At 68.5% G+C, this 13375-nt stretch carries 11 protein-coding genes and 1 tRNA gene; 3 read left to right on the top strand and 9 right to left on the bottom strand.

Annotated elements, in window-relative coordinates:
* Positions 1-51: 51 nt before the first annotated feature.
* The 5 genes from rplA to ILP86_RS04085 form a co-directional block, all read right to left on the bottom strand.
* The gene (gene rplA / locus ILP86_RS04105; RefSeq protein ID WP_046747865.1) at positions 52-741 is read right to left on the bottom strand and encodes a 50S ribosomal protein L1; all 690 of its coding nucleotides are present in this window, start codon (positions 739-741) and stop codon (positions 52-54) included.
* An 11-nt stretch (positions 742-752) separates the two neighbouring features.
* Positions 753-1184, bottom strand: coding sequence for a 50S ribosomal protein L11 (gene rplK, locus ILP86_RS04100; protein WP_046747864.1), 432 nt, complete (start codon positions 1182-1184; stop codon positions 753-755).
* A gap of 247 nt (positions 1185-1431) precedes the next feature.
* Positions 1432-2469, bottom strand: coding sequence for a transcription termination/antitermination protein NusG (gene nusG / locus ILP86_RS04095; RefSeq protein WP_113681341.1), 1038 nt, complete (start codon positions 2467-2469; stop codon positions 1432-1434).
* Positions 2470-2511: 42 nt separating this feature from the next.
* On the bottom strand, positions 2512-2784 hold the full coding sequence (secE, locus tag ILP86_RS04090; protein WP_017201518.1) for a preprotein translocase subunit SecE: 273 nt from the start codon (positions 2782-2784) through the stop codon (positions 2512-2514).
* A 40-nt stretch (positions 2785-2824) separates the two neighbouring features.
* A tRNA-Trp gene (locus tag ILP86_RS04085) sits at positions 2825-2897 on the bottom strand.
* 174 nt (positions 2898-3071) lie between these two features.
* On the opposite strand from ILP86_RS04085, the gene ILP86_RS04080 reads away from it, so the two are divergent.
* Both ILP86_RS04080 and ILP86_RS04075 read left to right on the top strand, forming a co-directional pair.
* On the top strand, positions 3072-4916 hold the full coding sequence (locus tag ILP86_RS04080; RefSeq protein WP_113681340.1) for an HSP90 family protein: 1845 nt from the start codon (positions 3072-3074) through the stop codon (positions 4914-4916).
* 21 nt (positions 4917-4937) lie between these two features.
* Positions 4938-7736: a hypothetical protein gene (locus tag ILP86_RS04075; RefSeq protein ID WP_193761411.1), complete on the top strand. Its 2799-nt coding sequence runs from the start codon at positions 4938-4940 to the stop codon at positions 7734-7736.
* Positions 7737-7762: 26 nt separating this feature from the next.
* On the opposite strand, the gene poxB is transcribed toward ILP86_RS04075, so the two are convergent.
* Positions 7763-9487 carry a ubiquinone-dependent pyruvate dehydrogenase gene (poxB, locus tag ILP86_RS04070; protein WP_046747860.1) on the bottom strand — a complete coding sequence of 575 codons (1725 nt, stop codon included), beginning with the start codon at positions 9485-9487 and terminating at the stop codon, positions 7763-7765.
* A gap of 177 nt (positions 9488-9664) precedes the next feature.
* Between poxB and ILP86_RS04065 the strand changes: the two genes are divergently transcribed.
* Positions 9665-9835 (top strand): hypothetical protein, encoded by a 171-nt coding sequence (locus ILP86_RS04065; RefSeq protein ID WP_164734110.1) that lies wholly within the window; start codon positions 9665-9667, stop codon positions 9833-9835.
* A 52-nt stretch (positions 9836-9887) separates the two neighbouring features.
* On the opposite strand, the gene ILP86_RS04060 is transcribed toward ILP86_RS04065, so the two are convergent.
* The 3 genes from ILP86_RS04060 to ILP86_RS04050 form a co-directional block, all read right to left on the bottom strand.
* The gene (locus tag ILP86_RS04060; RefSeq protein ID WP_058632129.1) at positions 9888-10325 is read right to left on the bottom strand and encodes a pyridoxamine 5'-phosphate oxidase family protein; all 438 of its coding nucleotides are present in this window, start codon (positions 10323-10325) and stop codon (positions 9888-9890) included.
* Between the two features lie 112 nt (positions 10326-10437).
* Positions 10438-11802, bottom strand: a complete 1365-nt coding sequence (locus ILP86_RS04055) for an NAD-dependent succinate-semialdehyde dehydrogenase (RefSeq protein ID WP_058632128.1) — start codon at positions 11800-11802, stop codon at positions 10438-10440.
* A gap of 100 nt (positions 11803-11902) precedes the next feature.
* Positions 11903-13369: an NAD-dependent succinate-semialdehyde dehydrogenase gene (locus ILP86_RS04050; RefSeq protein WP_058632127.1), complete on the bottom strand. Its 1467-nt coding sequence runs from the start codon at positions 13367-13369 to the stop codon at positions 11903-11905.
* Between the last annotated feature and the right edge of the window lie 6 nt (positions 13370-13375).

Genomic DNA, 13375 nt, shown 5'->3' with positions numbered 1-13375 from the left:
GGACGCAGAAACGCCCCCGGGCGGACCCGGGGGCGTTTCAGAGAGTCAGACTCAGATGGCGTTGACGTCCAGCGGGATGCCGGGGCCGAACGTGGTCGACACCGCACCCTTCTGGATGTAACGGCCCTTCGAGCTCGACGGCTTGAGGCGGACGATCTCCTCGAGCGCTGCGCCGATGTTCTCGTCGAGCTGCTCGGCGGTGAAGGAGGCCTTGCCGACGACGAAGTGCACGTTGGCGTGCTTGTCGACGCGGAACTCGATCTTTCCGCCCTTGATCTCCTCGACGGCCTTGGCCGGGTTCGGGGTCACGGTGCCGGTCTTCGGGTTCGGCATCAGACCACGGGGTCCGAGCACCTTTCCGAGACGACCGACCTGGCCCATGAGCTCCGGGGTGGAGACGGCGGCGTCGAAGTTGGTCCAACCGTCGGCGACCTTCTGGATGAGCTCGGCGCCGCCGACCTCATCTGCACCTGCGGCGATCGCTGCCTCGGCTGCGGGGCCGGTGGCGAACACGATGACGCGGGCGGTCTTACCGGTGCCGTGGGGCAGGATGACGGTGCCGCGCACCATCTGGTCCGCCTTGCGGGGGTCGACGGCGAGCTTCAGCGCGACCTCGACGGTCGAGTCGAACTTCGACGAGCCGGTCTCCTTCGCGAGGGCGACGGCCTCGGTCGGGGTGTAGAAACGGTCTGCCTCGATCTTCTCGGCGGCAGCCTTGTAAGCCTTGGACTTGGTAGCCATGATTATTCTCCTCAGCCCTCGACCGTGATGCCCATGGAACGGGCGGTGCCGGCGATGATCTTCGAGGCGGCCTCGATGTCGTTCGCGTTCAGGTCGGCCTGCTTCTGCTCGGCGATCTGACGGACCTGGTCCTTGGTGATCTTCGCGACCTTGACGGTGTGCGGGGTTGCAGAGCCCTTGGGGACGCCTGCGGCCTTCTTGATGAGCTCCGCCGCGGGCGGGGTCTTCAGGACGAAGGTGAAGCTGCGGTCCTCGTAGACGGTGATCTCGACGGGGATGACGTTGCCGCGCTGCGACTCGGTCGCGGCGTTGTACGCCTTGCAGAACTCCATGATGTTGACGCCATGCTGACCGAGCGCGGGGCCGATCGGCGGCGCCGGGTTGGCTGCACCGGCGTTGATCTGAAGCTTGATCAGGCCGGTCACCTTCTTCTTCGGTGCCATTCTCTTTCCTTTCATCGAATCGGATACCGGAGCATCCGCTTCTCCCACGGATCCGGCGTTTCCGGAACGTGGTCGTCTGCGCGCCCTTCGACAAGCTCAGGGACCCATGCGGGCTGTCGCACAAACCACACAAGTCTACCTGATCCGGAGCGCAGCGACGGACGTCTCCGGATCCCCCCTGCCCCGGTCGGATGTACCAACGCAGAACGGCCGCCCCGAATGGGACGGCCGTTCTCGCTGACGGGTGTCAGATCATCTTGGTGACCTGGTCGAACGACAGCTCGACCGGGGTCTCGCGCTCGAAGAGGGAGACGAGCACCGTGAGCTTGCCGCTCTCGGGCTTGATCTCGCTGATCGAACCGGGAAGACCCGCGAACGAGCCCTCCTTGATCGTGATGGTCTCGCCGACCTCGAAGTCGACCTCTGCGGGCAGCGGACGAGCGACGGCGACGCCGCCCTTCGACGCGATGTTCTTGGCGGTCGGCACGTCCTTGACCTCGACGAGCGACTTCAGCATGTTGAAGGCCTCCTCGAAGCGCAGCGGCGTCGGGTTGTGGGCGTTGCCCACGAAGCCGGTCACACCGGGCGTGTGGCGGACGACGGACCAGGTGTCCTCCGTGAGCTCCATGCGCACCAGCACGTAGCCGGGGATGCGCACGCGGGTGACCATCTTGCGCTGGCCGTTCTTGATCTCGACCACGTCTTCCATCGGGACCTCGACCTGGTAGATCTCGTCCTCGACCTCGAGCGTCGACTTGCGCTGCTCGATGTTGGCCTTGACCTTGCGCTCGAAACCGGCGTAGGAGTGGATGACGTACCACTTGCCCGGGAGCATGCGGAGGTCCATGCGGAAGGCCTCGTACGGGTCCTCCTCCGCGTCGTCCTCGGACTCGGCGTCCTCGCCCGCTGGACGGTCGTCTTCACCGTTCACGTCGGGGCCGTCGTACGGGGTGACCTCGTCGGCCGCCTCCGCCTCCTGCTCGGCGACCTCTTCGGCCACGGATTCGTTGAGAACCTCGGCGGCGGCCTCGGACTCAGCCGCTTCGTCCAGGTTGAGAGCGTCGTTCACGATGGCGTCCGCCTCCGGGTCGTCGATGTCGATGTCGGTGTCAACCACGTCATCCTCTTCGCCGTCCTCGTCTTCGACGTGGACGGCGACGTGCTCAGCCGAGGTGACCGAGAGCTCTTCCTCAGCGAGGACGTTGCCCTCCTGGGCCTCGTCTTCCTCGCTGGACTGCTCAGCGGCGGTCGCCCAGTCGGCGTCGTCGGAATATCGTTCAGACACTTTGCTTCTTCTCCATAGCTGCGGCGCGAGCCGCGGGGGTCATCAGCCAGGGATTCCGAACACCCAGTGCGTCACGAACGCGAACAGCGTGTCCAAGCCGTAGACGATGCCCATGACGATGATCACGAAGACGAGCACCACCCCGGTGAACTTGAACAGCTCCTTGCGAGTCGGGGTGACGACCTTGCGGAGCTCGGCGATGACCTGGCGGATGAACAGGGCGATGCTCCCGAAGAACCGGGAGAAGGGGTTGCCCTTCTTCTCGCGGGTGGCGCCGGCCGCGACGACCTCGCCGCGCGGTTCGTCCTGATCCATCCTGAATGTACCTTTCGTGTGTCAGCGTTGCGCTGACGCGCAGGGCGGACAGGAATCGAACCTGCAACCTGCGGTTTTGGAGACCGCTGCTCTGCCAATTGAGCTACCGCCCTAGAGACCGGGAGGTCTCGGGGTGCTCTCCCCACCCTGCCACCGCGACTGCGACCCGGAGACCCCAGGCACGGCGAAAGAATGCAGAGAACAACTGCCCCACAAGCATACGGTATCGATGCGGCGGCGCCGAACCGGGATGACGATGGCGTGTTCTTGTTAGGCTCGGCGAGCGTATGCAGGAGGAGGGAGCGCCGGTGAGCGCTGAAGTGCAGCAGTTCCAGGTGGATCTGCGCGGAGTCGTCGATCTGCTCAGCCGGCACATCTACTCCAGTCCTCGCGTGTACCTGCGGGAGCTGTTGCAGAACGCCCGCGATGCGATCACCGCCCGCCGGGAGGTCGACGGCGGCGGCGGGCGCATCCGGATCACTCCGCTGACCGCGGAGAACGGCGAGTTCGTGCTGCGCGACGACGGGGTGGGGTTGACGTCCGCCGAGGTCGCCGACCTGCTGGCGACCGTCGGACGCAGCTCCAAGCGCGACATCTTCGACCTCCCGCGCAGCGACTATCTCGGCCAATTCGGCATCGGTCTGCTGAGCTGCTTCATGGTCGCCGACACGATCGTCATCCGCTCCCGCAGCGCCCGCGGCGGCGCTTCGGTCGAGTGGACGGGGAGCGCGGACGGCACGTTCCAGGTGACGGAGATCGACGAGGAGCTGCCGATCGGGACCAGCGTGCATCTCGTCCCGCGGTTCGACGCCGACGAGCTGCTGCGTCCCGCAGCCGTGCGCGAGCTGGCCACGACGTTCGGCGAGTTCCTCCCCGTGCGCGTCACGATCGACACCGCGGCCGGCGATGTCGACATCACCAGGGACGCCCCGTTCCTGCACGCCGCACAGCACCCCGAGGCCGCCGTCGACTTCGGTCGCGACCTTCTCGGTGCGAGTCCGCTCGACGTCATCGAGCTCAGCGAGCCGGCGACGGGCACCCGGGGCCTCGCCTACGTGCTGCCGTTCGCCCCGCCGCCCGGCGCACGCCAGGCGACCCGCATGTACCTCGGCCGGATGCTGCTCTCCGAACGCGTCGACGACGTGCTCCCCGACTGGGCCTTCTTCGTGCGGGCCGTGGTCGACTCCACCGGACTCGCCCCGACCGCGAGCAGGGAATCGCTCGTCGAGGACGCCGCCCTCGAGCGCGTGCGCGAGCAGCTGGGCGCCGGGATCCGCCGCTGGGTGCTGGAGCTGGGGCTGCGCGAACCGCATCGTCTCGCCCAGTTCGTCGCCGTGCACGAGGTCGGGCTCAAGTCGCTGGTGCGCCACGACGAAGAGCTCTCCCACTTCATCTCGCGCTGGCTGACCGTCGAGACCACGCACGGCGCCATGCGCATCGGCGACCTCGTCGAGCGATACCCGCACATCAGGTACGCGCAGACAGTGGACGAGTTCCGGCAGGTGGCAGGCATCTCTCCCGCAGACGAGGTGCTCGTCAACGGCGGCTACCTCTACGATTCCGACCTCATCCGGATGCTGCCGGACCTGTACCCCCACGTCACCGTCGAGCAGGTGGACGTCACGGGCGAACTCGACCGGCTCGACCCGCCGCCCCTCGACGACCGCGACTCCGCGGTGGCGCTGGAAGCCCGTGCCGGTGCGGTGCTCGCGGCGTCCGACTGCTCCGTTGTCGTGCGATCCATCGATCGCCCCGACCTCGCCGCCCTCTACGTGGCCGACCCCGAGGTGCTCAGGGCGATCGACCGCGGCCGCACCAAGGGCATCACCGGATCGCTCTGGGGTGGCGTGCTCGACCGCATCGACCAGACCCTGTCCTCCGCCCGGGAGGAGGATCTGCGCGCCCGACTGTGCCTGAACTGGTCGAACAGGGTGGTGCGCGCCCTGGTGAGGGTGCAGGATGAGGCGGTCTTCGCTCGCACCGTGCAGCTGCTCTACATCCAGGCTCTCCTGGCCGGGCATCACCCGCTCGCCGACGCCGACCGGGCGCTGATGACCAGCGCCCTCTCCGACCTCGTCTCGCTCTCGGCCGGTCTGGAGGGAGACACCCTTCCCTTCGGCGACGCCCGCTGACCCTCCCGAAAGGTTCTGTCCATGGCACGTCCGAAGAAGCGCTTCCAGCAGCTGATCGAGGAGATCGATCGCACTCCCTGGGGTCCCGCAGAGCAGGCCCTGGTCTCCGAGGCAGTGGCCCTCGCGGTGGAGATCGGCGACGAGCGGCTCGAGTACGAGGCCAGGATGCGCCAGACGGCCTCGGCGAACATGAACGGTGCGACCGACGTCATGCTGAACTCGTTCGCGTGGTGCCTCGCTCATCACGACGCGGACCCGCAGCGCTTCCCCGCCGACCTCGACAACGGCGGCGCCGATCTGATGTGGCAGTTCAAGTGGATGGCCTCGTCGCTGAGGTCCTCTCCGGCCTTCTCCCAGGAGCAGATCGCCGCCGTCCTCGACGACATGGAGTCTCACTACCGTGCCGCAGGCCTCGGCGTCAGCGGGGTGCTCACGGCTCGTTTCGAAGACGCCTGGGATGCCGGACGCATGGACGAGGCCGAGGCGCTCCGCGTGCAGCTCGAGGCCACGCCGCGCGACGACCACAGCCACTGCGACGCGTGCGGACGCAGCCAGTTCGCCGGATTCTTCGCCGACACCGATCGCGACGCCGAGGCGATCGTGTTGGTAGAGGAGATGATCGAAGGCGGCTTCTCCTGCGGCGAAGAGCCGGAGCACGCCCTGTCCCGCGTGCTGCTCCCCTATCTGCGCGCCGGACGTCTCGAGGAGGCGAAGACAGCCCACCTGCGCAGCTACCGCCTCGCCAAGGACAACCCGGACAACCTGCGCATCGTCGCCAACAACATCGTGTTCGCAGCCGTCACCGGGAACGAGGCACGTGCTCTCGCCCTGGTCGAGAAGCACATCTCCTGGCTCGCGCACGACGGCCTGAACGTCGACGCGCACTTCGCCGCCCTCGCCGCCCTCGCCGTGGCGCTCGACCGGGTCACGGCAGCCGGGCACGGCGACACCCCTGTCCGCGGAGCCGACTCCCCCGCGCTCGTGCCGTTCTTCGGCGAGCACGACGGCGCCTGGGGCGCGGCCGACCTGGCTGCCGCCTCGTGGGCCGCCGCCGAGCGGATCGGCCGAGGCTTCGACGAACGCGACGGTACCGAGGGCCACGCCCGCAGCCTGCAGCGGATGCGTGGACTCGCGAAGGAGAGCTACGACGTGCCGATCCGGTCCGACGCCTTCATCACCCCTGCTTCCACCACCGCCCCGGTCGACGCAGAGGGCTGGTTCGAGCGCGCCATGCAGCTCGCGCAGTTCGGCGCCGAGCACGAGACGCTCGAAGCCCTGCCCCGCGCCCTCGAAGTCGAAGATCCCGCCAAGCGCGCCCAGCTGCTGTCCATGCGGCTGGGGATCCTGGTCGCACTGGAGCGCGCGGACGAGGCCCTGCAGCTGCTGCCGGAGCGCATCGCCGCACTCCGCGCCGCTGGGCGCGAGGTGCAGGCCGACCTCGAGGAGCGCATCGGACTCGCGACATTCGGCCTGAACACGCCGGAGACGACCGCCGCTCTGGAAGAGGAGATCGGCGCATCGGACGAGCTTCCCGCGTGGACGCGCGGTGACCTCGCGATCAGCCGCGCGGCCCTGCACCTGCAGTCCGGCGAGCCGGACGCCGCGCTGGACCACGCGGAGGTGGCCGCCCGGTCATTCGCCGAAGCGGACGACACCCGCCTGACGAACACCACGACGCTGGTGGCCATCTCGGCCGTGCTGAGCAAGGGCGATCTCGAAGCCGGCAGCGCGTTGCTGGACCGCTTCCTCGCCCAGGACGACGTCAGCACGGGGCACCGGGCGCAGGCCCTGCAGACCCGCGCACGCGTGCGCGGTGGCACCAGCTCGTACGCCGAGGGGGCGGTCGACGCCGACGAGTCCTGCCGCCTGCTCGCCGAGCTGGGAGCGACCCGTGCACTCGGCGACGCCCATCTGCTCGCCGGCGCGCTCTGGGAGGACGCCGACGAGCCGGAGAAGGCCGTCTCGCGCTATCGCCTCGCCGCTCGCCTCGGCGGCGACGCGGGAGGCGACACGACCGGACTCGACTTCCGACTCGCCCGCGCCATGCTGCGGGTCGGTGATGCGGAGGAGGCCGCCGAGCTCTTCGGAGATGTGCTGCAGCGCGAGGAGGAGGCCGACGTCCCCGCCGGTTCTCGAGCGATGACCGCTTCGATGCTCGCCCGCGCATTGAGTGCGGCCGGGGAATTCGGCCAGTCGGTGGGCGCCCACGGCTACGCCTCCGAGCTGTTCGGGCAGGCCGAGGAGCACGCCGACCAGGCGATGGCGATGACCGAGCAGGCGAAGATCCTCGCGCGTTTCGACGAGCACGACGATGCGATCGCCCTGCTCGAATCCGCGGCCGAGACCGTCCGACGCGCGCCGGACGCCGTCGGAGCGCTCACCGAGGTGCTGCACAGCCTCGGGCAGGCCTACGGCGGGCGCGGCGACGAGCGGGCGTTCGCTCTCTTCGACGAGGTCGCCGCCCTCGCACAGCAGCACGACGCCGGGTGGCTGTTCGCCGATGTCACCGATTCACGGGCACGCGCTCTGGCTGAGCTCGGACGCATCGACGAGGCCGTGTCGGCCGCGCTCACCGCGGCCGACGGCTTCGCTGCACTGGGAGACCTGGGGGCGGCCGGAAGCTCCGAGCTGTTCGCCGCGCGGGTGCTCGCCGGCAACGACCGCTCAGCCGACGCCGTGCCGGTGTACCGCAGCGCGATCGATCACGCGGCCGGCCACCCGCCGCTGCTGCAGGTCGCGGCCCTCGAACTCGGCAACGTGTTCGAGGCGCTCGGGCGGCACGGCGAGGCCGCCGAGATCCGCGCCCACCTGGAGAGCTGAGCGTCGGATCCCGGCGTGGCGCCGGCTCAGAAGAGCTGGCGCCAGTTCGCCTTCGCGAGGTCGAGAAGCTCGTCCCCGCGTCCGGACATCACGGTGCGGATCGCATAGAGCGCGAAGCCCTTGACCTGCGCGGCCTCGATCGCCGGCGGCATGGACAACTCCTGCCGCTCTGTGACCACGTCGAGCAGGGCCGGACCGTCGTGAGCCAGCACCTCGCGCACGGCATCAGGGAGGTCTTCGCTGCGCTCCACGCGACGGGCGAAGATGCCCATGGCTTCGGCGATCGCGGCGAAGCTGGGGTTGTCCAGTCCTGTGCCGTAGGTGACGAAGCCGGCGGCCTTCATCTCGAGCTCGACGAAGTTCAGCGACGAGTTGTTGACCACGATCGTCTTCACCGGGAGCTTGTTCTGCGTCAGCGTGAGCAGCTCGCCGAGCATCATCGCCAATCCGCCATCGCCCGCGAGTGCGACGACCTGACGGTCGGGGTGGGCGACCTGCGCACCGATGCCGTGCATCAGCGCGTTCGCCATCGAGCCGTGGGTGAAGGAGCCGATCAGGCGCCGGTTCTCGGTCATCGAGAGATAGCGCGCCGCCCACACGGTCGGTGACCCGACATCGGCGGTGAAGATCGCATCATCGGTCGCGTACTCGTCCAGGAGCCTGGCGAGGTACTGCGGATGGATGGGGCGCTTCCCCTTCGCCGGCACCGCCAGCTCGTCGAGCTTCTTGCGGGTCTTGCGGTAGTGCGCGATCGCGTCGTCGAGGTGACCGCGATCGTCCTTGCGCGCGATCCTCGGCAGCAGCGCCTCGGCCGTGGCCCGGACGTCGCCGACCAGTCCCAGATCGAGCGGATGCCGTTTGCCGAGCTGTGCGCCGCGAATGTCGACCTGGATCGTCTTCGCACCGTCAGGGTAGAACTGCTCGTACGGGAAGTCGCTGCCGAGCACCAGCAGCGCGTCGGCGGCCTCCATCGCGCGGTAGCCGGACGCGAAACCGAGCAGTCCCGTCATCCCGACGTCGAAGGGGTTGTCGTACTCGATGAACTCCTTGCCGCGAAGGGCGTGGACGATGGGAGCACCCAGCTTGTCGGCGAGCGCGATCACCTCGTCGTGGGCGCCTTCGACCCCGGCGCCGGCGAGGATCGTGACGTTCTTCGCCGCGTTCAGCAGCGTCGCCGCCTTCTCGAGCTCTGCGCCGTTGGGGACCACCACGGGGCGGGCGCGCTCGATCACGACGGCGCGGTCGTCGGCGATGTCGGCGAGGGCTACGTCACCGGGGATCACGAGGACGGCGACACCGCGCTCCTCGATCGCTGCGCGCATGGCGATCTCCATCAGGCGCGGCATCTGCTTCGGGTCGGCGACATACTCCACGTACACGCTGCACTCGCGGAAGAGCTCCTGCGGGTGCGTCTCCTGGAAGTACCCGGTGCCGATCTCGGTCGTGGGGATGTGCGCGGCGATCGCGAGCACGGGGACGCGGGAGCGGTTCGCGTCGTACAGGCCGTTGATGAGATGCAGGTTGCCCGGCCCGCAGGAGCCTGCGACCACGGCGAGCTCGCCCGTGGTGGCGGCATCGGCGGCGGCGGCGAAGGCGGCGGACTCCTCGTGCCGCACATGCACCCAGCGGATCGTGCCGTCCTTGCGGAGCGCGTCCGTGAAGCCGTTCAACGAGTCCCCGGGAATGCCGTAGACACGGTCGATCCCGTTGGCGTGCAGAGTCTTGACGATGTTCTCAGCGACGTTTGCCATGCTTCGACCCTACGCCCCGGGGGCGGGCGCGAGGCTCGTCCGGACCCGTGACAGATGTCACCCGAAATGGCGACGTCTGGCACTGTCTCCACAACCGCACTCGATCTAGCCTCGGACCATCAGAAGAACCGGAGTGCTGTACCGATCCGGAGCAGTACGGCAAGGAGAGGAACTCCCATGAACGAATTCGCCATCGGGGACACCGTGCAGATCACTGGACCGACGATGACAGGCAATGTCGGGACGGTCGTCTCGATCGACGAGAAGCGGGGGAAGTTCCTCGTGCGGATCACCGATGTGACCCAGAACTACTTCACCCCGACCGACCTGAAGCTCTTCTCGGCCTGACGGTTCTCGGCCTGACGGTTATCGGCCTGACGGTTATCGGCCTGAGGGTCAGTCAGTACTCCTGGGGCCCGTCGAGCTCCGGCTCGGCACTGCGACGGAAGGCCCGCCCCGAAACCGACGTCGGGGCGATGCGCACATAGACCCGTTTGAGGGTGGGGATCCATGGGCGGAGGCCGGCCGCATCCGCCCTGTGCACGTCGGCGTCCGACTCCAACGCACTCGCGTGGCCCCGCACGATCACGCTCCAGGCGTCCGTGTCGGTGTGGTCATCGACCTCGAACAGCACATCGGTGTTCACCGTGAGCTCGAACAGCTTGCTGCCGGGTGCGGTGCGGAACAGGATGCCGTCCCCGTCGACCACGAAGTTCACGGGGAAGATGTCGATCGTCTCCCCCACGTGGGTGACGAGCCGGCCGAGCTCCTGCGTGCGGAGCCGCTCCCAGCTCTGTTCGGTGGTCAGCGTCTCGATGGGATCGGTGTGCGCGCTCATGCGGCCATTGTCCCTCACCCGGTGTCCCCGCCGACAGGGCGTCCCGTCCCGCAACACGAGGCGGGCATGCGGACGGCCCCTCGCGCTCTGCGAGGGGCCGTCCGTCGCACGCTCAGCCGATGCGGATGAGCTTCTTGTTGACGAACTCGTCTGCGGCGAGGTGTCCCAGCTCACGGGCGGTGCCGCTGCGCTTGACGCCGCCGAAGGGCAGTTCGGGGCTGTCCGCCAGCACGAGGTTGACGTAGACCATGCCCGCCTCGATCTTGTCGGCGACGCGCTCGGCCTGCTCCGCATCCGTCGTGAAGACGTACGAGCCGAGCCCGAACGTGGTGTCGTTCGCGAGCTCGACCGCTGCGTCCTCATCCGCCACGCGGTAGACGACGGCTGCCGGTCCGAAGAGCTCCTCACGGTAGACGTTCATCTCCGGCGTCACGTCGGCCAGCACGGTCGGAGCGAAGAACGCACCGTCGCGGGTGCCACCCGTGAGCAGCGTGGCTCCCTGCTCGACGGCCTGATCGATCTGCTTCTGCAGGTTCTCCGCCGCGGTCTCGGACGACACCGGACCGAGCACCGTGTCGTCGCGCATGGGGTCGGTCGCCTCGACCGCGGCCATCGCCGCCGTGAACTTCTCCACGAACGCGTCGTAGAGACCGTCGACGACGATGAAGCGCTTGGCGCCGTTGCAGGCCTGGCCGTTGTTGTCCAGACGCGCATCGACGCCGGCCTGGACGGTGGCGTCGAGGTCGTCGGTCGACAGCACGATGAAGGGGTCGGAGCCGCCCAGCTCGAGCGCGACCTTCTTGAGGTTGCGGCCCGCGATCTCGGCGACCGCGGCGCCTGCGCGCTCGGAACCGGTGAGCGAGACGCCCTGCACGCGCGGATCGGCGATCATGGTCGCGATCTGCTCGTTCGTGGCGAGCACGTTCTGGTAGGCGCCCTTCGGGAAGCCGGCGTCGTGGTAGATCTTCTCGATCGCGGTCGACGACTCCGGGCACTGCGGTGCGGGCTTGAGCAGGATCGTGTTGCCCACGATGAGGTTGGGCGCGGCGAAGCGCACGATCTGGTACGCCGGGAAGTTCCACGGCATGATGCCGACGAGCGGACCGAGCGAGGAGCGGCGGATGATGGCCGACCCCTCCCCCAGGATCGCGATCGGCTGGTCGGCCATGATCGACTCCGCCTGGTCGGCGTAGTACTCGGCGATGTCCGCGGCGAAGTCGACCTCACCGAGCGCGGCCTCGCGGGGCTTGCCCATCTCGCGCACGAAGATGTCCGCGAGCTCCTCGCGGCGCTCGCGGTGCAGCTCGGCCGCACGGCGGACGAGGGCAGCGCGCTCTGCGACCGTCGACGAACGCGACCACCCGCGGTGGGCTTCGTCGGCCGCGGCCACGGCCTCTTCGATCTGAGCGTCGGTGAAGGTGTCGAAGGACGCCAGCGTCTCTCCGGTGGCGGGGTTGATGACGGCGTAGTCGGTCATGGGTTGTCCTCTCGTGTGCGGGTCCCTTCGACAGGCTCAGGGACCCAGGCCGTTCGGGTGGGGTGGGCCCTTCGACAAGCTCAGGGACCCACCCGGAAGGTCAGGAGACCGGGATCAGCGTGTACTTGGTGGACAGGTACTCGTGGATGCCCTCGAAGCCGCCCTCGCGTCCGACGCCGGACTGCTTGACGCCTCCGAAGGGTGCGGCCGCATTCGAGACCACTCCCACGTTGAGACCCATCATGCCGGTCTCGAGCCCGTCGATCATCCGCTGCCCGCGCTGCAGGTTCTCGGTGAACACGTACGACACGAGCCCGTACTCGGTGTCGTTCGCCAGGCGCACGGCCTCTTCCTCGGTCTCGAAGGTCGCGATCGCGAGCACCGGTCCGAAGATCTCCTCGCGGAGGATCGCGCTTCCGGCGACCACGTCGGTGAGCACGGTGGGCTCGTAGAACGTGCCGGTGCCCTCGACGGCCTTGCCGCCGGCGAGCAGGGTCGCACCGCGTTCGACCGCATCGTCCACGAGCTCGCCGGCCTTGGCCACGGCGTCCTCGTCGATGAGCGGTCCGATCGCCACGCCCTCTTCCGTGCCGCGGCCGATCTTCATGCCGTTGACGCGCTCGGTCACGCGCTTGGCGAATTCCCCGGCGACGTCCTTGTGCACGATGAAGCGGTTCGCGGCCGTGCAGGCCTGGCCGATGTTGCGGAACTTCGCGGCCAGCGCACCGTCCACGGCCTTGTCGAGGTCGGCGTCGTCGAACACCACGAACGGAGCGTTGCCGCCCAGTTCCATCGACACGCGCAGCACGCCTTCGGCCGCCTGGGCGATGAGCTTGCGGCCCACCTCGGTCGACCCGGTGAAGGAGAGCTTGCGCAGGCGCGGGTCGGCGATGATGGGCGCCGACAGCGCACTCGACTTCGACGTCTGCACGACGTTCACGACACCGGCGGGAAGGCCTGCCTGCTCGAGCAGCGAGACGAAGTACATGGTCGTCAGGGGCGTGAGTGCCGGGGGCTTGATCACGACGGTGCAGCCCGCTGCGAGTGCGGGGGCGATCTTGCGGGTGGCCATGGCGAACGGGAAGTTCCACGGCGTCACGAAGAACGACGGTCCGACCGGGCGCTGCGATACGACCATGTGGCCGGTGCCCTCGGGGTTGATGCCGTAGCGACCGCTGATGCGCACGGCCTCCTCGCTGAACCAGCGCAGGAACTCCCCGCCGTAGCCGACCTCGCCGCGTGCTTCGGCGAGAGGCTTGCCCATCTCGAGCGTCATGAGAAGGGCCAGATCCTCCTTGTGCTCCTGAACGAGGTCGAAGGACTTGCGGAGGATCTCGCTGCGCACGCGCGGAGCCGTCGCGGCCCAGGCGTCCTGCGCGGCGACTGCGGCGTCGAGGGCGCGGATGCCGTCGCCGGGCGTCGCGTCGGCGATGGTGCGGATCACGGAACCGGTCGCGGGGTCCTTCACGTCGAAGGTGCCTCCGGTCTCGCCGTCGATCCACTGGCCCCCGATGAAGAGTCCGGTGGGGATGCTGTCCAGGAGCGCCTGTTCGGTCTGAGTGCTCATGATTCT

It is taken from the genome of Microbacterium sp. R1, from assembly GCF_015159725.1.
In the GTDB taxonomy this organism is placed as follows: domain Bacteria; phylum Actinomycetota; class Actinomycetes; order Actinomycetales; family Microbacteriaceae; genus Microbacterium; species Microbacterium oxydans.
This window is presented reverse-complemented; position numbering and strand designations above follow the sequence as displayed.

What these genes read in the sequence shown, in the direction of transcription:
- rplA (WP_046747865.1), bottom strand. Translation starts at nt 741, where the DNA reads ATGGCTACCAAGTCCAAGGCTTACAAGGCTGCCGCCGAGAAGATCGAG.
- rplK (WP_046747864.1), bottom strand. Translation starts at nt 1,184, where the DNA reads ATGGCACCGAAGAAGAAGGTGACCGGCCTGATCAAGCTTCAGATCAAC.
- secE (WP_017201518.1), bottom strand. Translation starts at nt 2,784, where the DNA reads ATGGATCAGGACGAACCGCGCGGCGAGGTCGTCGCGGCCGGCGCCACC.
- ILP86_RS04080 (WP_113681340.1), top strand. Translation starts at nt 3,072, where the DNA reads ATGCAGGAGGAGGGAGCGCCGGTGAGCGCTGAAGTGCAGCAGTTCCAG.
- ILP86_RS04075 (WP_193761411.1), top strand. Translation starts at nt 4,938, where the DNA reads ATGGCACGTCCGAAGAAGCGCTTCCAGCAGCTGATCGAGGAGATCGAT.
- poxB (WP_046747860.1), bottom strand. Translation starts at nt 9,487, where the DNA reads ATGGCAAACGTCGCTGAGAACATCGTCAAGACTCTGCACGCCAACGGG.
- ILP86_RS04065 (WP_164734110.1), top strand. Translation starts at nt 9,665, where the DNA reads ATGAACGAATTCGCCATCGGGGACACCGTGCAGATCACTGGACCGACG.
- ILP86_RS04060 (WP_058632129.1), bottom strand. Translation starts at nt 10,325, where the DNA reads ATGAGCGCGCACACCGATCCCATCGAGACGCTGACCACCGAACAGAGC.
- ILP86_RS04055 (WP_058632128.1), bottom strand. Translation starts at nt 11,802, where the DNA reads ATGACCGACTACGCCGTCATCAACCCCGCCACCGGAGAGACGCTGGCG.
- ILP86_RS04050 (WP_058632127.1), bottom strand. Translation starts at nt 13,369, where the DNA reads ATGAGCACTCAGACCGAACAGGCGCTCCTGGACAGCATCCCCACCGGA.